The organism is Pseudomonas sp. HR1, assembly GCF_030175875.1.
Classification (GTDB): domain Bacteria; phylum Pseudomonadota; class Gammaproteobacteria; order Pseudomonadales; family Pseudomonadaceae; genus Chryseomonas; species Chryseomonas oryzihabitans.
On the sequence record NZ_JASNRF010000009.1, the window covers coordinates 1 to 24,430 of the forward strand.

Genomic DNA, 24,430 nt, shown 5'->3' on the forward strand with positions numbered 1-24,430 from the left:
GGGGGGGTGGTTTGGGGGGGGGTTATCGCGGCCATGGGCCGCTCCTACAGAAGATTGAGTCCGCTGTAGGAGCGGCCCATGGCCGCGATCAAACCCAACTACGGCAGATGATTTCTGTTGACCAGGTCCTACGGCTGCCGCGCCTTGCCCCGGCCCGGAAAGTACTCGCCCTTGAGGATGCCATTGAGCTTGGGATAGGGGATCTTCAATTCCGGATGGCCCATGGCGTAGGGGGCGATGCTGCCGATGTCGTACTTGAGCGTCAGGGCGCCGAAGTCCAGGGCCACGTTGTTGGTTTTTAGGAAGGGCCACTGCTGGCGGAATTCGGCATCGCCGACGTTGTTGCTGAGCATCCAGGCCTCACGGGAGAGCTGCGCCAGGCGCCAGAATTCGGCTTCCTGCCCCGGCACCAGCATGTCGCCCAGGGTGATCTGCCGGTCGAGATGGCGATCCCAGGTGACGAAGTCGCGGCCGGCCAGGCCATGGGCACCGCCGTTGGCCAGGTAGCTGGAGAATTCGATGATCACCAGGCCGTCATGCTGTTCACGCACCTTGGCCTGCAGATAGCTGCTCCAGCGTGGCTGGGCCTTGGCGAGGAAATCCCGCTCGTAGCTCTCCAGCGAAGCGGGGATGGGCGCGCCCGGCTCGGCGCGGGCCAGGCCCAGCAGGTGCCGCTGCACCAGGGCGTCCAGCGCCGGGTCGCCGAATTCCACGTAGTCGATGTTGATCAGCGGGCAGTCTTCGCCCTGGCAACCGGCCGGGCGGTGCTCCCAGGCCTGGTGGCGAGGCGTGAGGGGTTTGTCGAGGTTGGGGCCGAAGACGCTTTGGCAACCACCGAGCAACAGGCCGGCGAGCAGGAGGAGCGAGCGGATACGCATGGGATTCCTTGTCATGGAAACGGAGAACGACGGCTTTCGAACCCGTCTGGCCCCATAAGTTTGCCAGGGGCGGGCGGAGGTTTCCCGGCTTGTTGTCCTTTTCGCGACTTGGCGCGTCAGGGGCTGCACGCACGCAGGCGGCACGCTAGGATGGTCTGATTACCTGCAATCAGCGCTGGAGCGCCCATGACCGAAGCCAACGAATCCCAGGCGCCCGCCGTTGAAATCCTGAGCCGCGAGATCTGCTTCCAGGGCTTCTACAGCATGGCCCGCTTCCGGCTGCGCCATCGCCAGTTCTCCGGTGCCCTGGGCCCGGAACTGGAACGCGAGGTCTTCGTGCGTCCCGATGCCGTCTGCGTGCTGCCCTACGACGCCGTGCGCGACGAGGTGGTGCTGATCGAGCAGTTTCGCGTCGGCGTCATGGAAAAGACCGCTCATCCCTGGCTGCTTGAGCCGGTGGCGGGCTTGGTGGACAAGCAGGGCGAGGCCGTCGAGGCGGTCGCTCATCGGGAAGCCGAGGAAGAAGCCGGGCTGACCTTGCAATCGCTCTGGCCCATCTCCACCTACTTCCCCTCGCCCGGCGGCAGTGACGAACAGGTCTATCTCTACCTGGGTCGCTGCAGCACCGTGGACGCCGGTGGCGTCCATGGCCTGGAAGAGGAGGGCGAGGACATTCGCGTCCATGTCTGGTCGCTGGACGAGGCACTGGCAGGGGTTCGCGACGGTCGAATCAATAACGCAGCGGCAATCATCGCCCTGCAATGGTTGGCGCTCAATCGCGCCGAGGTACGGGGGTTATGGGGCTGAAACTGCGAGATCGCTATCGGGTTGACCTGCCGGGCCTGCAGGCCACGTGCGAGGCCAACTACGTGCGGCTGATGCGGCTTCTGCCCAAGATGCGCGAAGCCGTGGTATCGCGCCGCGTCATGTTGTCGCAAGGCGAGCGCCCGCTGGGGGTGCTCGCGCTGGAAGTCACCGAGGCCTGTCCCTATACGACGGCCTTGCGGGTGCGCCAGGAACTGGGACTGCCCTGGTTGCCGGTGCCCGAACTGGAAGTGCGCGTCTATCACGATGCGCGGATGGCGGAAGTGGTGTCGGCCGGGGCCTCTCGGCACCTGCTCGGGCGCTATCCCTATCCCAATCAGGCGATGCATCAGCCTGACGAAAAGAGCCAGCTCAATCTGTTCCTCGGTGAGTGGCTGAGTCACTGCCTGGCCTGTGGCCACGAAGCTGAACCTATCCTGCAGCGATGAGCACTAGGGCGCAACGCTGACAGCCGCGGCTTCCCTCACGCGGTGCAAGCTGCGAAAATGTGAAGCATGCACGCAAGTTCCCGGGAACTTTTCTGCACCCTGCCTGCGCTCGTTGTCCCCTTATGCCTAGGAGGCTTTGGTGAGTTTGCCGGATAGTGTCAACGCTCCCCTCGTCATCCAATTGACCGACAGTCATCTGTTTGCGCGTGCCAACGGTCGGTTGTTGGGTATCGATACGGCCGCCAGCCTGCAACAGGTGGTCGCCCAGGTGGTGCGGGAGCAGCCACGCATCGATCTGCTGCTGGCCAGCGGTGACCTCTCCCAGGACGGCTCCGTGGCCTCCTACCAGCGCTTTTGCGAGCTGACCGAGCCCCTGGCCGCGCCGATGCGCTGGCTGGCCGGCAACCACGACGAGAACGCGCCCATGGCCAAGGCCTGTGGTGATCGCGATTTCCTCGAGACGGTCACCGACCTGGGCGCCTGGCGCCTCATCCTGCTCGACAGCACCGTGCGCGGTTGCGTGTTCGGCGAACTGGAGCAGGCGCAGCTGGTCGCCCTGGACGAGGCCCTGAGCGCCGCGCCCGAGCGTCCGGCGCTGATCTGCCTGCACCATCATCCGGTCCCGGTTGGCTGTGGCTGGATGGAGCCCCTGGGCCTGCACCGGGCGGACGAGCTGTTTGCCGTGCTGGATCGCCATCCCCAGGTCAAGGTGGTGCTCTGGGGGCATATCCACCAGGAGTTCGACCAGCTGCGCAACGGCGTGCGCCTGCTGGCCTCGCCTTCCACCGGTCTGCAATTCGAGCCGGGCAGCGAGGACTTCAAGGCCGGCGATCAGGCGCCGGGCTATCGCTGGTTGCGCCTGCTGCCCGACGGCAACCTGGAAACCGGTGTCTCGCGCCTGCAACAGCATGCCTTCACTGTGGATCACAGCGCCGCGGGCTACTAGGGCTGTCGGGGCTGACGCCGGTCGGCAGCCTTGGTCGCGAGGGTCGAAACGGGTTATTCTTTACCTGTTTATTTATCCAGTAGGAGCGGCCCGATGCCGTCGATCCTCTATATCCATGGCTTCAACAGTTCACCCGCGTCCCTGAAGGCGCGGCAGCTGACCGCCTGCATGACCCGCCTGGGCCTGGCGGACCGCCTGCGCGCCCCGGCGCTGCCCAACGATGCCGACGCCGCCTTCGCCCTCCTGGAGCGCGAACTGGCCGAGCTGGACGCCCCCTTGCTGGTCGGCAGCTCCCTGGGCGGCTACTATGCCACCGTCCTGGCCGAGCGCCACGGGCTCAAGGCCGTGCTGATCAACCCGGCGGTCCGGCCCTGGCGCTTCATGGAGCATTACCTGGGCCCCCAGCGCAATCACCATACCGGCGAGAGCTGGATCCTCACCGAGGCCCACGTCGAGGCCATGCGGGCGCAGGAAGTCGCGGCGCCGGCGGATCCCGAACGCTTCCACGTCTGGCTGCAGACCGGCGACGAGACCCTCGACTACCGGGACGCCGAGCGCTACTACGGCGGCTGTACCCTGCGCATCGAGCAGGGCGGCGACCACGGCTTCCAGGGCTTCCATCGCCAGCTGCCCCTGTTGCTGGAGCTGGCCGGCTTCGACCCGGCGCTCTGGCGCGAGCTGGATTTCAACACCTTCGAATAGAGACCCCATGGCCACGCAGAACGCCTATAACGCCGACGCCATCGAAGTCCTCTCCGGACTCGATCCGGTGCGCAAGCGCCCTGGCATGTACACCGACACCTCCCGGCCCAACCACCTGGCCCAGGAAGTCATCGACAACAGCGTGGACGAGGCCCTGGCCGGTCATGCGCGCCAGGTGCAGGTGATCCTGCACGCCGACAACTCCCTCGAGGTGATCGACGACGGTCGCGGCATGCCGGTGGATATCCATCCGGAAGAGGGCGTCTCCGGCGTCGAGCTGATCCTGACCAAGCTGCACGCCGGCGGCAAGTTCTCCAACAAGAACTACCAGTTCTCCGGCGGCCTGCACGGAGTGGGCATCTCGGTGGTGAACGCCCTGTCGACCCGCGTCGAGGTGCGCGTCAAGCGCGAGGGCAACGAATACGCCATGGCCTTCGCCGACGGCTTCAAGGCCAGCGAACTGGCCGTGGTCGGCAGCGTCGGCAAGCGCAATACCGGCACCAGCGTGCACTTCTGGCCGGACCCCAAGTACTTCGATTCGCCCAAGTTCTCCGTCAGCCGCCTCAAGCACGTGCTCAAGGCCAAGGCGGTGCTCTGCCCGGGTCTGGCGGTGAGCTTTCTCGACGAAGCCAGCGGCGAGCGCAGCGAATGGCACTACGAAGACGGGCTGAGATCCTATCTGATCGACACCGTGGGTGACGCCCTGCGGCTGCCCGAGGCGCCCTTCCACGGCAGCCTGGCTTCGGCCCGGGAAGCGGTGGACTGGGCGCTGTTCTGGCTGCCCGAGGGCGGCGAGTCGGTGCAGGAAAGCTACGTCAACCTGATTCCCACCGCCCAGGGCGGCACCCATGTGAACGGCCTGCGCCAGGGCCTGCTGGACGCCATCCGGGAATTCTGCGAATTCCGCAACCTCTTGCCGCGCGGCCTCAAGCTGGCCCCGGAAGACGTCTGGGAGCGCATCGCCTTCGTCCTCTCGATGAAGATGCAGGAGCCGCAGTTCTCCGGCCAGACCAAGGAGCGCCTGTCCTCTCGCGAGGCCGCGGCCTTTGTCGCCGGGGTGGTCAAGGACGCCTTCAGCCTCTGGCTCAATGCCCATCCGGAACTGGGTCAGCAGATCGCCGAGCTGGCCATCAACAACGCCGGCCGCCGCCTCAAGGCGGGCAAGAAGGTCGAGCGCAAGAAGATCACCCAAGGCCCGGCGCTGCCTGGCAAGCTGGCCGATTGCGCCGGCCAGGACCCGATGCGCTCCGAGCTGTTCCTGGTGGAGGGCGACTCCGCCGGCGGCAGCGCCAAGCAGGCGCGCAGCAAGGAATTCCAGGCCATCATGCCGCTGCGCGGCAAGATCCTGAACACCTGGGAAGTGGACGGCAGCGAGGTGTTGGGCAGCCAGGAGGTGCACGACATCGCCGTGGCCATCGGCATCGATCCGGGCAGCGCCGACCTGAGCGGCCTGAGATACGGCAAGATCTGCATCCTCGCCGATGCCGACTCCGACGGCCTGCACATCGCCACCCTGCTGTGCGCCCTGTTCGTGCAGCACTTCCGGCCGCTGGTGGATGCCGGTCACGTCTATGTGGCCATGCCGCCGCTGTACCGCATCGACCTCGGCAAGGAGGTGCACTACGCCCTCGACGAAGCCGAGCGCGATGGCATCCTCGATCGCCTGGCCGCGGAGAAGAAGCGCGGCAAGCCCCAGGTGACCCGCTTCAAGGGCCTTGGCGAGATGAATCCGCTGCAGCTGCGCGAGACCACCATGGATCCCAACACCCGCCGCCTGGTACAGCTGACCCTCGAAGACGTGCCCGGCACCCTCGAGATGATGGACATGCTGCTGGCCAAGAAGCGATCCGGCGACCGCAAGAGCTGGCTGGAATCCAAGGGCGACCGCGCTGAAGTGCTGATCTAAATATGTTGGCTGTGCTTATCGCGGCCATGGCGGTTCGCCGCAGCGACCGCTCCTACGGTCTCCATCGCCCCTGTAGGAGCGGCCGCTTCGGCGGACCGCCACGGCCGCGATGGACACGACACCCCGATCAAAGACGTAACACCAAAGGATTCCCATGAGTGCACCCCTCGACCTGAGCCTGGATGGCGTCGAACGCCGTTCGCTGGCCGACTTCACCGAGCAGGCGTACCTGAACTACTCCATGTACGTCATCATGGACCGCGCCCTGCCGCACATCGGCGACGGCCTCAAGCCGGTCCAGCGCCGTATCGTCTACGCCATGAGCGAACTGGGCCTGGACGCCGACGCCAAGCACAAGAAGTCCGCCCGTACCGTGGGCGACGTCCTCGGTAAGTACCACCCCCACGGCGACTCGGCCTGCTACGAAGCCATGGTGCTCATGGCCCAGCCGTTCTCCTATCGCTATCCGCTGGTGGATGGCCAGGGCAACTGGGGCGCGCCGGACGATCCCAAGTCCTTTGCCGCCATGCGCTATACCGAGGCGCGGCTGTCGCGCTATTCCGAGGTGCTGCTCAGCGAACTGGGGCAGGGCACCGTGGACTGGGTACCCAACTTCGACGGTACGCTGAACGAGCCGGCGGTGCTGCCGGCACGCCTGCCGAACCTGCTGCTCAACGGCACCACCGGCATCGCCGTGGGCATGGCCACCGACATCCCGCCGCACAACCTGCGGGAAGTGGCCGCCGCCTGCGTGCGCCTGCTGGACGACCCCATCGCCGGGATTCCCGAGCTGCTCGAACACGTGCCCGGTCCGGACTTCCCCACCGAGGCCGAGATCGTCACGCCGCGGGCCGACCTGCGCAAGATCTACGAGACCGGTCGCGGCTCGGTGCGCATGCGCGCCGTCTACCGCCGCGAGGACGGCGACGTGGTCATCACCGCGCTGCCGCACCAGGTCTCCGGTTCCAAGGTGCTGGAGCAGATCGCCGCCCAGATGCAGGCCAAGAAGCTGCCCATGGTGGCCGACCTGCGCGACGAGTCGGACCATGAGAATCCGACCCGCATCGTCATCGTGCCGCGCTCCAATCGCATCGATGCCGACGAGCTGATGCAGCACCTGTTCGCCACCACCGATCTGGAGTCCAGCTACCGGGTCAACCTCAACGTCATCGGTCTGGACGGCAAGCCCCAGGTCAAGGATCTCCGGCAGATCCTCCAGGAGTGGCTGATCTATCGCATCGGCACCGTGCGCCGTCGCCTGCAGTTCCGCCTGGACAAGGTCAATCGCCGCCTGCACCTGCTGGATGGCCTGCTGGTCGCCTTCCTCAACCTGGACGAGGTGATCCACATCATCCGCACCGAGGAGCAACCCAAGCAGGCGCTGATGGCCCGCTTCGAGCTCTCCGAGGAACAGGCCGACTACATCTTGGAAACCCGGCTGCGCCAACTGGCGCGGCTGGAAGAGATGAAGATCCGTGGCGAACAGGCCGAGCTGCTCAAGGAGCAGAAGCGCCTGCAGACCCTGCTGGGCAGCGACAAGAAGCTGCGCAACCTGGTCCGCGACGAGTTGATCAAGGACGCCGAGACCTATGGCGACGCGCGCCGCTCGCCCATCGTCGAGCGTGCCGAAGCCAAGGCCCTGTCCGAAACCGAACTCATGCCCACCGAGCCGGTGACCGTGGTGCTGTCCGAGAAGGGCTGGGTGCGCCAGGCCAAGGGCCACGACGTCGATCCGACCGGGCTGTCCTACAAGGCCGGCGACGGCTTCAAGGCGGCGGCCCTGGGTCGCTCCAACCAGTTCGCCGTGTTCATCGATTCCACCGGGCGCAGCTATTCGGTGGCCGCCCATTCGCTGCCGTCGGCGCGTGGCCAGGGCGAGCCCCTGACCGGCCGCCTGACGCCGCCGCCGGGCGCCAGCTTCGAATGCCTGCTGCTGCCGGACGACAGTGGTCTCTATGTCATGGCCTCGGACGCCGGCTACGGCTTCGTGGTCAAGGGTGAGGACCTGCAGGCCAAGAACAAGGCCGGCAAGGCGCTGATCAGCCTGCCCAACGGTGCCAAGGTGCTGCCGCCCAAGCCGGTGGCGTCCCTGGAGGACACCTCTATCGCGGTGGTCACCAACGAGGGACGGTTGCTGGTGTTCGCCATCAGCGAACTGCCGCAACTGGCCAAGGGCAAGGGCAACAAGCTGATTTCCATCCCTGGCGAGCGGGTCGCCAAGCGCGAGGAATACGTGGTCGATCTGGCCGTGGTGCCGGCCGGCGCCTCCCTCACGCTGCAGGCCGGCAAGCGGCCCTATACCCTCAAGGGCAGCGACCTGGAGCACTACCGGGCCGAGCGCGGTCGGCGCGGCAACAAGTTGCCGCGGGGCTTCCAGCGGGTGGACTCGCTGCAGGTGGAAACTTGAGCCGCCCGCGGTCAGCCGCTAGCATAGCCCGGATTTTTTCGACCAGGACTCGCCGGGCCGTGGCGCCCGTCGAGAGAGAGCCTCGATGAAACGGATGTGTCTCGCCAGGCTGGCGCTCGTTGGCCTGCTGGCCGGCCTGGGTGGCTGTGCCAGCCTCGGCCCCAGCCACTACTATCAGCTCGATGGCGGCAATGCGCGTACGCCCGCGAGCAGCGAGCGTGGTCTTGCCGTGTGGATCGAAAACCTGCAGCTGGCCGACTACCTGCAGCGCGATGTCCTGCTGGAACGCCAGCCTGACGGCAGTCTCAAGACCACCCGCGATCACTGGGCCGGGCCGCTCGACGCCAACGTGCGCCAGTTGCTGCAGCGCCAGCTCGCCGGTCGCCTCAACAGCGGTCGGGTGGTGGTGGGTGAACAACCCGCCGGCTTCGATCCGCAGTACCGGGTGGAACTGGTGGTGACCCGCCTCGATGCGGGTGACCAGGCGCCTGCCGCCCTCGACGCCAGCTGGCAACTGCGCGACGGCCAGGGTCGTCTGCTGGACACCGAGGTGGTCCACCTGCAGGCTCGTCATGCAGGTGATCGCGCGGCCCAGGTGCGCGCCCAGAGCGAATTGCTGCAACAGCTGTCGGCGCGGCTGGCCACCGATCTCACCAAGGTTGCCCAGCGCGGCCGGCGTGACAGCGAGGTGGCGCGCAAGGAGCCGAAGAAACTCGTGGAAGAGGCCCAGGCCCGGCCGACGCTGCCGGCCGTGGTGCCCATCCGCACCGGCGCCGAGGTCTATCGCTTCTGATCCGCAAGGCTCCCGCGCGTCGCCGCGCGGGAGCCTTCGGCGGCGCGCGACGCTCTATCCAGCAGGACCCTCAAGCCCCGGAGGTTTCATGACGCTGCCCCTGTTTCCGCTCAACACCACCCTGTTTCCCGGCTGCCGCCTCGACCTGCAGCTGTTCGAAGCCCGCTACCTGGACATGCTCGGCCGCTGCCTCAAGCAGGGCAGCAGCTTTGGCGTGGTGACCATCCTCGAAGGCCGCGAGACCGGTGCCGCGCCGAATCGCCTGGGCGCCTACGGCTGCGAGGCGCTGATCCGCGACTGGCAGCAGCAGAGCAATGGCCTGCTGGGTATCCGCATCGAAGGCGGACGGCGCTTTCGCCTGCTGAGCCAGGAAGAGCAACCCGACCATCTGGTGGTGGGGGAGGTGGAGTGGCTTCCGGAGACCGAGCCCCAGCCGCTGCGCGATGGCGATGCCGATCTCATGGCTCTGCTGGTGGCCCTGGCCCAGCACCCCATGGTCGCCAGCCTGGACATGGGGGGCGAAGTCGCCGACCGCCAGGCCCTGGGTTGCCAGCTGGCCTATCTGCTGCCGTTCGAGGCGCACCTCAAGCTCGAATGGCTGGGCCTGAGCGACCAGGGTCAGCGCCTGGCCGACATCGAGCGCCATCTGGTGGATTTGCAGGGTGATTTCCAGGCCTAAGAGCCTGTTCATAATCTGCTGCGCGTCGGCCAAACCGCGTTGAAAACACCCTGGATCGCCAGCCCGGCCTGGGCGGCCCCGTCGCAATGCTCATTTACCCTATGTAAACCCGGGCGCGGGTCCGATCCGCTTCCTCAGGCGTTTTTGCGGGCCACCTAGGCCTTGTTTGGCTCTAGCTCGCAAGATTCTGAACAGGCTCCGGGCCAAACGCCAGGCAAAAGAAAGCCCGCCGGGCAGGGCGGGCTAAAAGTGCTTTGGGGGCACTGGATAAGACCCTGGCACTTTGCCATAAGTTCAGTCTTATGAGATCAAAGTGCCAGTCTTGTTGGCTCAGCCTGCCAGCAGCTTGATGAACTCGCGATTGAAAGCCGGGATGTCGTCCGGCTTGCGGCTGCTCACCAGTTGGCCATCGACGATGACCTCCTGGTCCTGCCAGGTGGCGCCGGCATTCTTGAGGTCGTCGGTCAGCGACGGCCAACTGGTCATGGTCTTGCCCTGCACCAGGCCGGCGGAGATCAGCAGCCAGGCACCGTGGCAGATGACGGCGACCGGCTTGCCGGCGTCGGCGATCTGCTTGGTCAGCTGCTGGGCCTGTTCGTCGATGCGGATGGTGTCGGCGTTGACCACGCCGCCGGGCAGCAGCACGGCATCATAGTCACCGGCATTGGCCGCGGCGAAGGTGAGGTCTACCGGAAAGCTGTCGGCCGGCTCGGTGCCGTCCCAGCCGCGCACCTCGCCGCTCTCGGCGGAGATGATGTGGGTCTGGGCGCCGGCCTGCTCCAGCGCCTGCTTGGGGCCGGTGAGTTCGGCCTGCTCGAAGCCGTTGGTGACCAGGATGGCGATTTTCTTGCCGTTCAGGGATGTAGCCATGGTTGCGCATACCTCGATGGACATTCGGTCGGGCTAGCCTTTTGCCAGCGCTCTCTAGTCCGTCCCGCTTTGCCTACCCGAAGTTCCTTCGTCGCGCCCGATGGCATCGCCGGGCGGTGCGGAGTAAATTTGCGACATCCATCGCAGAGTAGTCCCCATGTCCCAAGCGTCCCCTCAGCTGACCGAGGAGCAGATCCGTCAGGCCCTGCAAGGCATCAGCATTCCCCCGCAGCCGCAGATCATGGTGGATCTGCAACTCGAACAGCTCATGCCCAGCCCCGATCTCAAGGTCATCTCGCGCCTGATCGGCCAGGACCCGGGGCTCTCGGGTGCCCTGCTCAAGCTGGTGAACTCGCCGTATTTCGGCCTCAGCAATCGCATCACCTCGATCCAGCGGGCGGTCAATCTGCTGGGCAGCCAGTCGGTCATCAACCTGATCAACGCCCAGTCGATCAAGGGCGAGCTCACCGACGAGACCATCGTCATCCTCAACCGCTTCTGGGACACCGCCCAGGACGTGGCCGAGACCTGCCTGAGCCTGGCCAAGAAGACCGGCTATCCGACCCCGGACGAGGCCTACGCCCTGGGTCTATTCCACAACTGCGGCATCCCGCTGATGCTCAAGCGCTTCCCCAACTACATGGCGGTGCTGGAAGAGGCCTATGCCAGCGTCAACGAGCAGGTACGGGTGGTGGACGTGGAGAATCGCATCTTCAGCACCAACCACGCCGTGGTGGGCTATTTCATCTCGCGCTCCTGGCGCCTGCCGGAGCACGTCGGCCAGGCCATCGCCAACCACCACAACGCCCAGTCGGTCTTTGACGAGGAGTCGACCACCGACATCCAGATCAAGAATCTGCTGGCCCTGCTGAAGATGGCCGAACACATCTGCGGCTGCTATCGCGCCCTCGGTGGCCAGGACGAGGATCACGAGTGGCAGGCCATCGCCCCGCGGGTGCTGGATCACGTCGGCCTGTCCGAGTACGACTTCGAGTCGCTCAAGGAGACCATCCTTGAAATGGGCAGCGGTCGGATCAATTACTAGATTTGGTTAAAAGGGCCTGCGCTCGACCATGCGGCGTTGAAAACCAGCTGGTTCGCCAGCCCGGTCGGAATGCTCATTTACGCTTTGTAAACTCGTGCGCGAGCCCGGTCCGCTTCCTCGCTGTTTTGATTCGCTGGCGCTCACCCTTCGGGCCAGCCTTCGGCTGTTACTCCCGTTGGTCGTTGCGCCTTGCCTGACCTTCGCTCGGCGCCTTTTAAGCCAAATCTCTGAAATAAGCCCCTGGATCCTCATGCCCGAATTACCTGAAGTCGAAACCACCCGCCGGGGCATCGCGCCCCATGTCGTCGGTCAGCGCGTGCGCCGGGTCATCGTCCGCGATGGCCGGCTGCGCTGGCCGGTGCCCGAGGACCTGGATGTACGCCTTTCCGGGCAGCGCATCGAGGCCGTCGAGCGGCGGGCCAAGTACCTGCTGATCCGCGCCGAGAGCGGCACCCTGATCGGCCACCTGGGCATGTCCGGCAGCCTGCGCCTGGTGCCGGCCGACCAGCCGCCGGCCAAGCACGAGCACGTCGACATCGAGCTGGAATCCGGGTTGTCGCTGCGCTACACCGATCCCCGGCGTTTCGGCGCGCTGCTCTGGACCCAGGATCCCCATGCCCATGTGCTGCTCAGCAAGCTGGGCCCCGAGCCCCTGACCGAGGCCTTCGACGGCGGTCGGCTGTACGAGCTGTCGCGCGGACGCAGCATGGCGGTCAAGCCCTTCATCATGGACAACGCCGTGGTGGTGGGGGTGGGCAACATCTACGCCGCCGAGGCACTGTTCGCCGCCGGTATCGATCCCCGCCGCGCCGCCGGGAGCGTTTCCCGGGCGCGCTACGACCGCCTCGCCGAAGAGATCAAGAAGGTGTTGGCGCGCTCCATCGAGAGTGGCGGCACCACCCTGCGCGATTTCATCGGCGGAGACGGGGCGCCGGGCTATTTCAAGCAGGAATTGTTCGTCTACGGTCGCAAGGGCGAATTCTGCAAGGTCTGCGGGACGGGATTGCAGGAGATCCGCCTCGGCCAGCGCGCCAGCGTCTATTGCCGCAAGTGCCAGCGATGAAGACCCTGGCCGCGGTGGTCCTGCTGACGCTGCTGGGCGGGGAGGCGGCCTGGGCGGATGCCGACAACGGCCGCAACCTCTTCCTGCGCCGCTGCCACAACTGCCATTCGGTGGGGCCGGGCGCCCAGTCTGGCTTTGGCCCCCAGCTCAATGACCTCTTTGGTCGTCAGGCCGGGAGCCTGGCCGGCTACAACTACTCCGAAGCCATGCGCAATGCCGGCTTCGCCTGGGATCGCGAGGCCCTGGCGGCCTTTCTGCGCGATCCCGAACAGAAGGTGCCGGGGACCAAGATGAGATTCTGGGGCATCGGCGATGCCGAGGATCTGGGCGACATCGCCGACTACCTGCAGACCCAGCATCACGCGCCCTAGTCCCTGTCCTAGTGGTCGCCGCCTCCGGCGCCCGGCTTGGCCGCAAAGGGCGGCTTGGCCAGCCAGATGATCAGGAACAGCCCCATGAAGATCCAGCCGAGCAGGGTGAAGTAGTCCACCGTGGAGAGCATGTACGCCTGGCCTTCCACCACCTTGTCCAGCTGGGCATAGGCCTGCTGCGACGGTCCGCCGAGGGCGTCCAGGTAGTGCTGGGTGGCCGGGCTGTAGGGGGTCACGTCCTCGGTCAGCTGGGCATGGTGGTGGATGGCGCGCCGCTGCCATAGCCAGGTGGTCAGGGAGGAGGCGAAGCTGCCGCCCAAGACCCGCAGGAAGGTCGCCAGACCGCCGCCGTCCGCCAGTTCCGAGGGTTTGAGGCTGGACAGCAGGATGCTGGTGGTGGGCATGAAGAACAGCGCCACGCCCAGGCCCATGAAGGTCTGCACCTCGGCGATGTGGCGATAGTCCACCTCGTTGTTGAAGGTGGCTCGCATGAAGCAGGAGGCGCCGATCACCAGGAAGGAGCCGCCGGCCAGCAGCCGCAGATCGGTCTTGTGCGCGAACTTGCCCACCAGCGGAGAAAGGATCACCGGTAGGATGCCGATGGGCGCCGCGGCGAGGCCCGCCCATACCGGGGTGTAGCCGAGCTGGGTCTGCAGCCACTGGGGCAGCAGCAGGTTGATGCCGAAGAAGCCCGAATAGCCCAGTACCAGCGCCAGGGTGCCGCAGCTGAAGTTGCGATAGCGGAACAGCCGCAGATTGACGATGGGGTGCTTGTCGGTCAGTTCCCAGATCACCAGGGCGGTCAGGGCCACGGCGGAAAAGGCGGCGCCCAGGCAGATCAGGTTGGATTCGAACCAGTCCAGGTCGTTGCCCTTGTCCAGCACCACCTGCAGCACGCCCACGCCCAGCACCAGAAGGATCAGCCCGACATAGTCGATGGGCTGGTGCACCAGCTTTTCCGGCTTCTTGCCCAGCTGGCTCCAGACCACCAGGGTAGCGAAGATGCCGATGGGGATGTTGATGAAGAAGATCCACGGCCAGCTGTAGTTGTCGGTGATCCAGCCGCCGGCGATGGGGCCGATGATGGGCGCCACCACCGTCACCATGGCCAATAGCGCCAGGGCCATGCCGCGCTTGGCCGCCGGAAAGATCGCCAGCAGCAGGGTCTGGGCCATGGGATAGAGCGGGCCGGCGACGAAGCCCTGCATGGCGCGGAAGATCACCAGCTCCGGCATGGAGGTGGCGATGCCGCAGAGAAAGGAGGTGATGACGAAGAGCACCACGGCGGCCATGAACAGCTTGACCTCGCCGAAGCGGCGCGCCATCCAGCCGGTCAGCGGCAGGGCGATGGCGTTGCTCACGGCAAAGGCGGTGATGACCCAGGTGCCCTGTTCCGAACTCACCCCGAGGTTGCCGGAAATGGTGGTCAGGGCGACGTTGGCGATGGTGGTGTCGAGCACCTGCATGAAGGTGGCCAGGGACAGGCCCACCGTGGCGAGCACCAGGCTCGCCGGGCGAAAGGCGTTATCGCTCATGACGGATTACCAGAAGGGTGGACGGGGAGGCTCGCCAGGGAGCCTCCTTGGCTGTCAGCGCTTGGCGACGCCCGCGGCACGCGCCGCTGGACCGTTGTTGTGGACGATCTGCTGGATCAGCTGATCGGCCTCGGCCAGCTGATGGTCGTAGACGTCGGTGCTGTAGCGCGGCTGCTGCGGCGTGGTGGTCGGCAGGCGGGCGCCGTCCTGGTCGTGCAGGTCGACGTCGACCACGGTCGACAGGCCGATGCGCAGCGGGTGCTTGTCCAGGTTGTCGCCTTCCAGGCGGATCCGCACGGGCAAGCGCTGGACGATCTTGATCCAGTTGCCGGTGGCGTTCTGCGCCGGCAGCAGCGAGAAGGCGCTGCCGGTACCCACGCCCAGGCTTTCCACCACGCCGCGATAGCGCACGTCGTCGCCATAGAGGTCGGAATGGATTTCCACCGGCTGGCCGATGCGCATCTCGGCCAGCTGGGTTTCCTTGAAGTTGGCGTCGATCCAGATCTGGTCCAGGGGCACCACGGCCATCAGCGCCGCGCCGGGCTGCACGCGGCTGCCGACCTGCACCGAGCGCTTGGCGACATAGCCGCTGACCGGCGCCACCAGGGTGCTGCGGGCGTGGTTCAGGTAGGCCTGGCGCAGCTGGGCGGCGGCGGCCTTGACGTCCGGGTGCGAGGCGATCTCGGTGTCGTCCACCAGCGCCTGGTTGGTATCCAGCTGCTGCTGGGCGGAGGTCAGGGAGCTCTGCGCCGCCACCAGGGTGTCCCGGGCGTGGGCCAGTTCTTCCTTGGAGATGGCGCCGCCCTTGGCCAGTTGCTGGCGGCGGGCGTAGTCGGCACGGGCACGCTCGACCTCGACGCGCCGCGCGGCCACCTGGGCCTTGTAGCTGTCGACGTTGCTGAACAGGCCGCGCACCTGGCGTACGGTCTTGGCCAGGTTGGCCTCGGCGCTCTGCTGGGCCACGGCGGTGTCGCTTGGATCGAACTCCACCAGCGGCTGGCCCTGGCGGACGAAGTCGCCATCGTCCACGGCGATGCGGGTCACGGTGCCGGTGACCTGGGGCGTGATCTGCACCAGGTTGCCGTTGACGTAGGCGTCGTCGGTGCTGGCATGGAAGCGGCCATAGAACAGGTGGTAGCAGTAGACGCCCACGCCAGCCAGGATCACCACCAGCAGCAGGAGCAACAGGAAGAGTTTGCGTTTGCCGGAGCGCTGCGGCTTCTGCTCCTGGGCATTGTCGTTGGGGGTTGCGGCGGAATCGGCCATGGTCGGGCTCTCGGTATCAGTGTGTGGCCGCGGCGGCGGGTGCCGGCGGCAGGTTGGACGGTTGGAAGCCGCCACCCAGGGCCTGCATCAGCAGCACGCCGCTGTCGATGCGATCGGCCCGGAGGCTGGCCAGCTGGCGCTCGGCCTGCAGCAGTTGCTGCTCGACGGTCAGGGCGTCGAGGTAGTTGCCGATGCCGGCGCCATAGCGCTGCATGGCGATGTCGAAGGAGCTCTTGGCGATGTCGCGGGCCCGTTGCTGCTCGACGATCTGCTGGTCCAGCGAGCGCTGGCGGGTGATGGCGTCGGCGATGTCGCCCAGCGCCTGCACCAGGGTCTGGTTGTACTGGGCCACGGCCAGGTCGTAGTCGGCGTCCCGGCTGGCGAGATCGGCGCGGCGGCGTCCGCCGTCGAAGATCGGCAGCGACAGCGCCGGACCGACGTTGAAGAAGCGCGCCGGTGCGCCGAACAGGGCGTCGCCGAGGATGGCCTTGCTGCCGGCCGCCACCGTCAGGTTGAGATTGGGATAGAAGTTGGTCTTGCTCGCGGTGATGTCCTTGCTCGCGGCCTCCACGCGCCAGCGGGCGGCGATCAGGTCCGGACGGCGCCCGGCCAGTTCGGCGGGCAGCTGGGCCGGCAGATTCACCGCGGCGGGGGCGATCAGCTTGGGTCGCGGGATCTCGGCGCCCCGGTCGGGCCCCTTGCCCAGCAGCACGGCGAGACGGATCTGGGCGCTGCGCACCTGCTGCTCGGCGGCGGTATGGGAGGCTGCCGCGCTGGCTTCCAGACTCTGGGTCTGCTGCAGCTGGTAGTCGCTGTCGAGACCGGCGTCGACCCGGCGCTGGGCCAGGTCGAGCATGCCGCGGGTACGCTCCAGGTCCTGCTGGGCGACGTCCAGGCTGGTGTAGGCCAGACCGAGCTGGTTATAGGCACGGCTGACGTTGGCTGCCAGGGTCAGGCGTGCGGCCTGGCGATCCACCTCGCCGGCGCGGGCGCGACCGAGGGCGGCTTCCCAGGCGGCGCGCTGGCCACCCCAGAGGTCGAAGCTGTAGCTGCCGCTCACATCGAACTGGCGCAGGGTGCTGTAGCGGTCGCCCTGACCGAGAGGATCGTCCGGTCGCGCCAGGCGCGAGCGGGTCACGCCGCCATTGGCGTCGATCTGCGGATAGCGATCGGCGTCGGCGGCGAGCACCGCGGCATCGGCCTGGCGACTGCGCGCATCGGCTTCCTGCAGCGAGGGGCTGTCGCGCAGCGCCTCGCGGATCAGGTTGTCGAGTTGCGGATCGCCCAGCCGGGTCCACCAGTCGGCGCTCGGCCACTGGGCGGGGGAGAGGCGGTCGCTGGCAAAGGTGGCTTCGCCTTTGAGCGTCGCCGGATCCACGGCGCGCCCCTGGGTGTGCAGCCCCTCGGACGACACGCAGCCGGCCAGCAGCAGGGCGGCGCAGAGGGCGGTCAATGGCAGGCGAAAGGTCATGGGTCAGAGGTCTCCAGAGGACTCCGGCAGCAGGCCGGAGGGGCTGAGCAGGCGGCGTAGCAGGCGTTCGAGGTCATCCAGTTCCTGGCGGTCCAGGCAGTGGGTCAGGTCGTTGAGCGCGTCCACGCCGATCTGCATGAGTTCACTGCTCAGGGCCTGACCCTGTTCGGTCAGTTCCAGGCGTACCTGGCGGCGGTCGCTGAGGCTGCGTACGCGGCGCAGCAAGCCCTTGGCTTCCAGGCGATCGAGCATGCGGGTCATGGCGCCGCTGTCGAGGGACAGGCAGCGGCTGAGTTCGGCCGGGGTGTCGGTCTGGTCGCGGGCGAGCAGCAACAGCACCTTGAACTGGGCAGCGGTGATGTCGTAGGGCGCGAGGTGACTGTCCAGCACGCGATCCTTGTACTGGTTCGCGAGGTGGATCAAATGGCCTACGGAATTGCGCAGCGGAAAATTGCTACGGTCGAAATGTGACATTGCAGTATCTGCCCAGGCAATCAAGCGTATCCAGAATACTGCCTAGGCAGTGAAATATTCAGACACCTTTGCGCAGGGGAGAGTTGCGCATTTTGAAACAATTGGAAAAGTATGCTGGCAGACGCTTGTCCCACGGCTGTCCGGACGCCGATCATGGCGGCTACTTCAGACTGAACCGAACCATGACCCCTCTCTTCGATCTAGACCGACTGCGCCAGGCCTTGGTGCCCCTGCGCCACGACCTGCCGCCGGATCTCGACCACCAGGGCTATCGCGCCCATTACCGCCTCGCGGACAGCCACGCGCGGCCGGAGCTGACCGTGGCCTTGGGCGCGCTGGCCGCCGGTGCCTACCGGCTCGCCGTGCAGGGTTGGTGGCCGCGCGAGCCGCGGGGCAGCCTGCTGCTGCTGCACGGCTACTACGATCACATGGGCCTCTATGGCCACGTGGTGGACTGGGCGCTGTCGCGGCAGCTGGCGGTGCTGGCCTGCGACCTGCCCGGGCATGGCCTGTCGAGCGGGGCCCGCGCCAGCATCAACGACTTCGCCGAATACCAGGCCACCCTGACGGCCCTGATCGCCGAGGCGCGGCGCCTGGACCTGCCGCGGCCCTGGCACCTGCTCGGCCAGAGCACCGGCGGCGCCATCCTGCTGGACTATCTGCTGCGCGGTGAGCCCGCTCCCGAACTGGGCGAGACGATCCTGCTGGCGCCCCTGGTCAGGCCCCATGCCTGGCGCCAGGGGTTGTGGACCTATCGGCTGGTGAAGCCTTTCGTGCGCGCCCTGCCGCGGCGCTTCTCGGTGAATTCCGGGGATCCGGCCTTTCTCGAATTCCTGCAGCAGGACGGCCTGCAGCCACGCGAGCTACCCGCGCAATGGGTCGGCGCCCTGGCGCGCTGGATTCCGCAACTGGAGGGGGCACCGGCCAGTTCCCGCCGCCCGCTGGTGATCCAGGGCGAGCAGGATTTCACCGTCGACTGGCGGCACAACCTGGGAGTGCTGGAGGCCAAGTTCGCGCGGCCCGAGGTGCTGCGCCTGCCGGAAGCGCGGCACCATCTGGTCAATGAAACCGCAGCCCTGCGCCAGCGCTATTTCCGCTGGCTGGACGACCGTCTCGCCTGAGCCGTCCTACTGGCCGCCGCCGCCCAGGCCGGCGCGCAGGGCCGCCACGGCGGCGCGGTAGTAGGCGCTGCCATTGGGCGAACTGGCGAAGTCGGCGAACTGGCCGAGTTCGCTGTCGTTCAGGGTGCGATAGACATAGAGCAGGGTGTTTTCCAGGTCGCCGGCATTCATCTGCTGGATGAATCTCTGACGCTGTTGCTCGATCATGCCGCCGGACTGCTGCTGACCCATCAGCCCCGGCAGCATCGAACTCAGGCTGTCGGCGGCGAGGCCCGCCAGGGCCACGCTGACCTCGGCCCCGGCTTCGCGCACGGGCAGGGCGGTGGCCAGGCGCTTGGCCTGGGCGCGGCGGGCCGGGCTGGCCTGCATCTGGGGCACGCCATTGGCGTTCTTGGCCAGCTGGTCGCTGCGGGTAGCGGCGATTTCCGCGGCGACCACCTTGCGGCCCACTGGCGACTGGAAGAACTGCAGGGCCGGGCCGTCGGCCGGCAGACTCTGGCGCAGCGCGGCCAGGGCACGCTGGTCGATGGCCGCGGCGGTGTAGCGCTTGTTGCTGTTGTCCACCAGGCTCTGGTAGAGCGCCGGCGGCAGGCTGTTCTGGTAGCGCTGCTGGGCGGCCTGCAGGGCGTCGCGGAAGTGTCCGCGCTGCTCGGGCCAACCTGCGGCCTGATAGAGGCTGACCGTATCGTCGGCCAGGACGGGCAGGCTGATGGCGAAAAGCAGGGAAGCGAACAGAACGCGCATGGACACCTCGGGCAGCGGCACGGAGCCGGAAAGTCCGCCATTGTCGGCAACCCCAGGCTGGCTGTCGAGGCGCTCATCCCGGGCATTCGTCGCCTGGTCAAGGCAGGCGCGCAGCCGTGGCCGACTTCTCTTACACTCGGCATCCCGCCGGCCTGGCCCGGTCCGCTACGGTTTTCCCGATGGCTCTGCATCCCGAGCATCCCCTGCTGCAACGTATCGTCGACGATCTCGCCGAGCACGGCTGGTCGCGGCAGAGCATCTTCCTGCCCCTGGACCTCACCGCCGAACTGGCCGCCGAATGCCGCTTGCGCCATGCCCGCGGCGAGCTGGAGCGCGCCGGTATCGGCCGTGGCGAAAGCCCGCTGATCCGCGAGGGCGTCCGCGGCGATCACATCGCCTGGCTGGAGCCGGACGACGAGCATCCCGGCGTGCAGCGCTACCTGCAGCTCATGGACACCCTGCGCGAGGCCTTCAACCGCACCCTGTTCCTGGGGCTGGAAGACTACGAAAGCCACTTCGCCCTCTATCCGCCGGGGGCCTTCTATGCCCGCCACCTGGATCGCTTCCGCGACGACGACCGCCGCATGGTCTCCCTGGTGCTCTATCTCAACGACGCCTGGTTGCCGGAGCAGGGCGGCGAGCTGCGGCTCTATCTGGACGAGCAGCGCCACCAGGATGTCCTGCCGCTGGGCGGCAGCCTGGTGTGCTTCCTGTCCGGCCAATTGCCCCACGAGGTGCTGCCGGCCACCCGCGAGCGGCTGTCGCTGACCGGCTGGTTCCGCCGCCGTGGCGACAATCCGCTGCAGGGCTAGGCGGTAGATTGGCGACGGACGCGGAGGGCGTATGGAAAAGATACTGGTGAGTCGCTGCCTGCTGGGGCATCGGGTGCGCTATGACGGCGGCGCCCATGGCCCCTTCGATCTGCTGGGCGTCTGGCAGTCGGAAGGGCGCATCGTGCCCCTCTGTCCGGAGGTGGCCGGGGGCCTGCCCACGCCACGTCCGCCCGCGGAGATTCCCGGTGGCCAGGGCGGCGCCGTGCTGGACGGCCGGGTAGCGGTGGTGACCGTGGGCGGCGAAGACGTGACCACTGCCTTTGTCGCCGGTGCCGAGGCCGCCCTCGAACTGATCGCGCGGCATGGCATCCGCCTGGCGGTGCTCAAGGCGCGCAGTCCGTCCTGCGGCAATCTGGAAAACTACGATGGCAGCTTCAGCGGCACCCGGGTGGCGGGCGAGGGGGTCACGGCGGCGGCGCTGATACGCGCCGGCGTCGCCGTCTTCAACGAGACCGAACTGGTCGCGGCGCAGCGCCTGCTCGCGGCGCTGGAAGGCAACGCCTAGAGGGTCTCCGGCTGGCGGCCCAGCAGGCTCTGGAAATGCGCCTTCTGCACGAAGCAGCCCTTGGGAAAGCGCCAGCCGACCAGCTCGCCCGGCTGCTTTTCGAGATTCTGGGCAAAGACGGTGGCGCCCATGGCACGCGCCAGGACGGCATATTCGCGCAGCGGGACCTTAACGACAGGAACATCCGGGCTGATCATGGGCGCTCTGCTGGGTGGGTCGCCCACGCTCGAAACGACGATCGCGGCAAGCCCACAGGTGACTTGCCAGGCTTATCGGCACCCCAGCGCGGAACTTCAGCCCGCGGATGAAAAAGCCTGGTCTAGCCAGCGGCTTTTGGCGTCTCCGGCAGGAACCAGTTCATCAGCAGGGCGCACAGGCCGCCGGTGGCGACGCCGGATTCCAGCACCGCCCTCAGGCCGGCCGGCATATGGGCGAGAAATTCCGGTACCTGGGAGATGCCCAGGCCCAGGGCCAGGGACACGGCGATGATCAGCAGCGCGCGTCGATCCAGCTCGACGCCGGCGAGGATGTTGATCCCCGAGGCGGCGACCGCGCCGAACATCACCATGGCCGCGCCGCCGAGTACCGGCTCGGGCACCGCCTGGATCACCCCGGCCACCGCCGGGAACAGCCCCAGCAGGACCAGGATGGCGGCGATCCACAGGCCGACATGGCGACTGGCGATGCCGGTCAGCTGGATCACCCCGTTGTTCTGGGCGAACACCGAGCTGGGAAAGGTGTTGAACAGCCCGGCCAGCAGCGAGTTGGCGCCGTTGACCAGCACCCCGCCCTTGATCCGCTGCATCCACAGCGGGCCTTCCACGGGTTCGCGGGAGACCTTGCTGGTGGCGGTGATGTCGCCGATGGCCTCCAGCGAGGTGACCAGGTAGATCACCAGCAGTGGCACGAACAGCGACCAGGAAAAGCCCAGGCCGAAGTGCAGCGGCAGGGGGATCTGCACCCAGGTAGCCTCGTGCATGCCGGTGAAGTTCAGCCGGCCGAGCCAGGCCGCCAGGGCATAGCCCAGCAGCAGGGCGACGACGATGGCGCTGCTGCGCAGGGCGCGCAGCGGAATGCGATTGAGCACCACGATGGTGGCCAGTACGGTGCCCGACAGCAGCAGGTTCTCGCCATTGGCGAAGGTGCCGTTGCCCAGGGCCGCGAAGCCGCCGCCCATGCTGATCAGACCGACCTTGATCAGCGTCAGGCCGATCATCAGCACCACGATGCCGGTCACCAGCGGAGTGATGAGGCGCTTGACGAAGGGCAGCACCCGCGACACACCCATCTCGACGAAGGAGCCGGCCATCACCACGCCGAAGATGGCCGCCATCACGGCTTCCACCGGGGTGCCGTTCTTGACCATCAGGGCGCCACCGGCGATCAGCGGACCGACGAAGTTGAAGCTGGTGCCCTGGACGATCAGCAGCCCGGCGCCGAAGGGCCCGAAGCGACGACACTGGACGAAGGTGGCGATGCCCGAGATCACCAGCGACATGGAGACGATCAGGTTGGTGTCGCGCGGCGAGACGCCCAGGGCCTGACAGATCAGCAGACCGGGGGTGACGATGGGCACGATGATCGCCAGCAGGTGCTGGATGGCGGCCAGGAGGGCGATCAGCGGGCGCGGTCGGTCCTGGGGACCATAGAGCAGTTCGGAGCGGGAGGGTTGGGACATGGGCGGAGTCGTCGCGGAAAAAGCGCCGATCTTACCGGATGCCCGCCCCGCGGCGCAGGGTCTTCGACCGGGACACAGCCGGCGGCCTGGCGGCCGGCGGCTGTGTCCCTTATGGTTTAGAGGATGAAGCGGGCCACGTCGCGATTGAGGTCGGCGGCGTGATGCTGCAGCGAGCGCGACTGGCGCTCCGAGTCCTCGGCGCCGCTGGCCAGGGTGTCGCCGAGGCCCTTGATGGTGATGACATTGCGGGTGATCTCCTCGGTGACCGAGGTCTGCTCCTCGGCCGCGGTGGCGATCTGCAGGGACATCTCGGAGATGACGCCGGCACTCTGGGCGATCTCTTCCAGGGCGCTGGAGGCGCGTTCCACGTCGGCGACGCTGCGCTCGGCGATGGCCATGCTGCTGTCCATGCGCTGCACCGCCTGGCGGGTCATCTGCTGCAGGGTGCCGATGGTCTCGTTGATCTCCCGGGTCGAGGCCTGGGTCCGTTGCGACAGTGTCCGCACCTCGTCGGCGACCACCGCGAAGCCCCGGCCATGCTCGCCGGCGCGGGCCGCCTCGATGGCCGCGTTGAGCGCCAGCAGGTTGGTCTGCTCGGCGATGCTCTGGATGCTGTCCAGTACCTTGGCGATGGCCTGGGAGTGGTGGTCCAGCTCGCCGATCACCCGGGTGGCGTCATCCACTTCCCGCGCCAGGCTGTTGATGGATTCCTTGCTGGTCTGCACCAGGGTCAGCCCCTGGGCGGTGCTGTCGGAAGACTGGCGGATGGCCTCGGCGGTCTGCTCGGCATTGCGGGCGATCTCCTGGGTGGCGGAAGACATCTCCGTCACGGCCGTGGCCACCAGGGTGATCTCCTGCTGCAGGCGCCCCAGTTCCCGGGTGGCCGCGGCGCTGCGCTGCAGGACCTTCTGCGATTCGGCGTCCACGCTCTGGGCATGCTGGCGCACGCCGCCGATCAGGCCGTGCAGACTGGCCACGAACTGGTTGAAATGGCCGGCCAATCCGCCGACCTCATCGGTGCTCTGCACGGCGATACGGCGGGTCAGATCGCCCTGGCCGTCGGCGATCACCTGCAGACCGGTCGAGACCACGCCCAGCGGCCGGAGCAGATAGCTGCACAGCAGGTTGATGAGCAGCAGCGAGCCCCCCAGCACCACGGCCAGGATGGCGAGGCTGATCCACAGCTGGCGTTGCAGCGGCGCCATGAGCACGCCACTGTCGACGATCATCACCAGGGTTTCGCCATGGTGATTCATGGGCGCGGCATAGAGCCGCTGGCCGGCCGGGGTTTCCACATAGCGCTCGCCGGGTGCCTGGGCCAGGCGTTGGAGGGTGTCCGCGTCGAGCTGGGGAAAGAGCTCGGTGATCGGCTTGGCCAGCAGGGCGGCGTCTTCGTGGCCCAGGACGATGTTCTGGCCGTTGACCAGCACGGCACTGCCGGCGCCCGGCAGTTGCACGCGCTTGAGCTGGTCGAGGATGTCGCTGATGCTGACGTCCGCGCCGAGGATCGCGGTGGTCTTGCCCGCCGACTGCAGCGCCCAGCCCAGCGACAGCACGTTCTGCTTGGTCGCCGCCGCCACGGTGGGAATGGAAAAGAACACCTTGCCGGGATTCTGCTGCGCCTGCTGGTACCAGAGCCACTGGCGCGGATCGTTGTTGTCGGGAGGCAGCTGGACGCCATTGGCATTGACCTGGCTGCCATCGCCGCGGGCATAGAAGACGTTGTCGAAGGCGCCGGAGTTCTTGACCTGATTGAGGCTGGCCGGAAGCTGGGCGTCCGGGGTGTCGGCAGCCAGGGCGCCCAGCGCCGCGGCCTTGCCGTCCAGCCACTGGCGAACTCCGCCGTTGAAGACGAAACTGACGGTCTTCAGCTGCTCGACCGTAGAGGCT

At 67.1% G+C, this 24,430-nt stretch carries 24 protein-coding genes and 1 pseudogene; 14 read left to right on the top strand and 11 right to left on the bottom strand.

The genetic code is table 11. The features are described 5' to 3' along the window. Window positions 1-128: 128 nt before the first annotated feature. Window positions 129-878 carry an RsiV family protein gene (locus QKY98_RS22320; protein WP_007162103.1) on the bottom strand — a complete coding sequence of 250 codons (750 nt, stop codon included), beginning with the start codon at window positions 876-878 and terminating at the stop codon, window positions 129-131. Window positions 879-1,064: 186 nt separating this feature from the next. Here QKY98_RS22320 and QKY98_RS22325 point away from each other — a divergent pair, with 186 nt between their 5' ends. The 8 genes from QKY98_RS22325 to QKY98_RS22360 all read left to right on the top strand — a co-directional run bounded on the left by QKY98_RS22325 (window position 1,065) and on the right by QKY98_RS22360 (window position 9,564). Continuing rightward, complete coding sequence (locus tag QKY98_RS22325) at window positions 1,065-1,685, top strand: NUDIX domain-containing protein (protein ID WP_027600805.1); 621 nt, start codon at window positions 1,065-1,067, stop codon at window positions 1,683-1,685. Continuing rightward, window positions 1,676-2,131 (top strand): DUF1249 domain-containing protein, encoded by a 456-nt coding sequence (locus QKY98_RS22330; RefSeq protein WP_007162101.1) that lies wholly within the window; start codon window positions 1,676-1,678, stop codon window positions 2,129-2,131. Before QKY98_RS22325 ends, QKY98_RS22330 begins: the two co-directional genes overlap by 10 nt. Window positions 2,132-2,270: 139 nt before the next feature. Next, entirely contained in the window at window positions 2,271-3,077 is an 807-nt protein-coding gene (cpdA, locus tag QKY98_RS22335) for a 3',5'-cyclic-AMP phosphodiesterase (RefSeq protein ID WP_042137165.1), read from the top strand. Between the two features lie 93 nt (window positions 3,078-3,170). Beyond that, window positions 3,171-3,779 (top strand): YqiA/YcfP family alpha/beta fold hydrolase, encoded by a 609-nt coding sequence (locus QKY98_RS22340; protein ID WP_044342439.1) that lies wholly within the window; start codon window positions 3,171-3,173, stop codon window positions 3,777-3,779. Between the two features lie 7 nt (window positions 3,780-3,786). Continuing rightward, complete coding sequence (gene parE, locus QKY98_RS22345) at window positions 3,787-5,685, top strand: DNA topoisomerase IV subunit B (RefSeq protein WP_042137169.1); 1,899 nt, start codon at window positions 3,787-3,789, stop codon at window positions 5,683-5,685. Window positions 5,686-5,839: 154 nt separating this feature from the next. Then, window positions 5,840-8,092: a DNA topoisomerase IV subunit A gene (gene parC, locus QKY98_RS22350; RefSeq protein WP_284671622.1), complete on the top strand. Its 2,253-nt coding sequence runs from the start codon at window positions 5,840-5,842 to the stop codon at window positions 8,090-8,092. Window positions 8,093-8,177: 85 nt separating this feature from the next. Then, a complete protein-coding gene (locus tag QKY98_RS22355; protein WP_027600802.1) occupies window positions 8,178-8,885 on the top strand; it encodes a PqiC family protein in 708 nt (235 codons plus the stop codon). An 88-nt stretch (window positions 8,886-8,973) separates the two neighbouring features. Then, window positions 8,974-9,564 carry an LON peptidase substrate-binding domain-containing protein gene (locus QKY98_RS22360; protein ID WP_007162095.1) on the top strand — a complete coding sequence of 197 codons (591 nt, stop codon included), beginning with the start codon at window positions 8,974-8,976 and terminating at the stop codon, window positions 9,562-9,564. A gap of 330 nt (window positions 9,565-9,894) precedes the next feature. On the opposite strand, the gene QKY98_RS22365 is transcribed toward QKY98_RS22360, so the two are convergent. Continuing rightward, a complete protein-coding gene (locus tag QKY98_RS22365) occupies window positions 9,895-10,434 on the bottom strand; it encodes a type 1 glutamine amidotransferase domain-containing protein (RefSeq protein WP_284671623.1) in 540 nt (179 codons plus the stop codon). Between the two features lie 220 nt (window positions 10,435-10,654). On the opposite strand from QKY98_RS22365, the gene QKY98_RS22370 reads away from it, so the two are divergent. From QKY98_RS22370 to QKY98_RS22380, 3 genes are all read left to right on the top strand, one after another. Further along, on the top strand, window positions 10,655-11,479 hold the full coding sequence (locus QKY98_RS22370) for an HDOD domain-containing protein (protein WP_161796604.1): 825 nt from the start codon (window positions 10,655-10,657) through the stop codon (window positions 11,477-11,479). Between the two features lie 250 nt (window positions 11,480-11,729). After that, window positions 11,730-12,542, top strand: a complete 813-nt coding sequence (mutM, locus tag QKY98_RS22375; RefSeq protein ID WP_027600251.1) for a bifunctional DNA-formamidopyrimidine glycosylase/DNA-(apurinic or apyrimidinic site) lyase — start codon at window positions 11,730-11,732, stop codon at window positions 12,540-12,542. Continuing rightward, on the top strand, window positions 12,539-12,913 hold the full coding sequence (locus tag QKY98_RS22380; protein ID WP_108582597.1) for a c-type cytochrome: 375 nt from the start codon (window positions 12,539-12,541) through the stop codon (window positions 12,911-12,913). Before mutM ends, QKY98_RS22380 begins: the two co-directional genes overlap by 4 nt. An 8-nt stretch (window positions 12,914-12,921) precedes the next feature. Here the strand turns inward: QKY98_RS22380 and QKY98_RS22385 are convergent, their stop codons facing one another. The 4 genes from QKY98_RS22385 to QKY98_RS22400 are packed head-to-tail and all read right to left on the bottom strand — an operon-like array spanning window position 12,922 to window position 17,659. Next, window positions 12,922-14,448, bottom strand: a complete 1,527-nt coding sequence (locus tag QKY98_RS22385) for a DHA2 family efflux MFS transporter permease subunit (RefSeq protein ID WP_044342444.1) — start codon at window positions 14,446-14,448, stop codon at window positions 12,922-12,924. A 54-nt stretch (window positions 14,449-14,502) separates the two neighbouring features. Beyond that, a complete protein-coding gene (locus tag QKY98_RS22390) occupies window positions 14,503-15,714 on the bottom strand; it encodes an HlyD family secretion protein (RefSeq protein ID WP_007162089.1) in 1,212 nt (403 codons plus the stop codon). 16 nt (window positions 15,715-15,730) lie between these two features. After that, on the bottom strand, window positions 15,731-17,185 hold the full coding sequence (locus tag QKY98_RS22395; protein ID WP_007162088.1) for an efflux transporter outer membrane subunit: 1,455 nt from the start codon (window positions 17,183-17,185) through the stop codon (window positions 15,731-15,733). 3 nt (window positions 17,186-17,188) lie between these two features. After that, window positions 17,189-17,659, bottom strand: coding sequence for a MarR family transcriptional regulator (locus QKY98_RS22400; RefSeq protein ID WP_042137179.1), 471 nt, complete (start codon window positions 17,657-17,659; stop codon window positions 17,189-17,191). Between the two features lie 182 nt (window positions 17,660-17,841). Between QKY98_RS22400 and bipL the strand changes: the two genes are divergently transcribed. Then, window positions 17,842-18,780 carry a phospholipase BipL gene (bipL, locus tag QKY98_RS22405; protein ID WP_284671624.1) on the top strand — a complete coding sequence of 313 codons (939 nt, stop codon included), beginning with the start codon at window positions 17,842-17,844 and terminating at the stop codon, window positions 18,778-18,780. 6 nt (window positions 18,781-18,786) lie between these two features. On the opposite strand, the gene QKY98_RS22410 is transcribed toward bipL, so the two are convergent. Next, entirely contained in the window at window positions 18,787-19,524 is a 738-nt protein-coding gene (locus QKY98_RS22410; RefSeq protein WP_181125924.1) for a DUF2059 domain-containing protein, read from the bottom strand. A gap of 179 nt (window positions 19,525-19,703) precedes the next feature. Between QKY98_RS22410 and QKY98_RS22415 the strand changes: the two genes are divergently transcribed. Together QKY98_RS22415 and QKY98_RS22420 are read left to right on the top strand one after the other, a co-directional pair. After that, window positions 19,704-20,336 (top strand): 2OG-Fe(II) oxygenase, encoded by a 633-nt coding sequence (locus tag QKY98_RS22415; protein ID WP_027600255.1) that lies wholly within the window; start codon window positions 19,704-19,706, stop codon window positions 20,334-20,336. Window positions 20,337-20,367: 31 nt separating this feature from the next. Then, on the top strand, window positions 20,368-20,862 hold the full coding sequence (locus QKY98_RS22420) for a 2-thiouracil desulfurase family protein (RefSeq protein WP_284671625.1): 495 nt from the start codon (window positions 20,368-20,370) through the stop codon (window positions 20,860-20,862). Here the strand turns inward: QKY98_RS22420 and QKY98_RS22425 are convergent. The 4 genes and pseudogenes from QKY98_RS22425 to QKY98_RS24110 all read right to left on the bottom strand — a co-directional run. Next, window positions 20,859-21,059 (bottom strand): hypothetical protein, encoded by a 201-nt coding sequence (locus QKY98_RS22425; protein WP_007162082.1) that lies wholly within the window; start codon window positions 21,057-21,059, stop codon window positions 20,859-20,861. The genes QKY98_RS22420 and QKY98_RS22425 overlap by 4 nt on opposite strands. A 122-nt stretch (window positions 21,060-21,181) precedes the next feature. After that, window positions 21,182-22,540 (bottom strand): nucleobase:cation symporter-2 family protein, encoded by a 1,359-nt coding sequence (locus QKY98_RS22430; RefSeq protein WP_027600795.1) that lies wholly within the window; start codon window positions 22,538-22,540, stop codon window positions 21,182-21,184. A 116-nt stretch (window positions 22,541-22,656) separates the two neighbouring features. Continuing rightward, entirely contained in the window at window positions 22,657-23,361 is a 705-nt protein-coding gene (locus QKY98_RS24105; protein WP_372237665.1) for a methyl-accepting chemotaxis protein, read from the bottom strand. 153 nt (window positions 23,362-23,514) lie between these two features. Continuing rightward, window positions 23,515-23,796 (bottom strand): annotated as a pseudogene (locus QKY98_RS24110) (HAMP domain-containing protein); the annotation flags it as partial. Window positions 23,797-24,430: the final 634 nt, after the last annotated feature.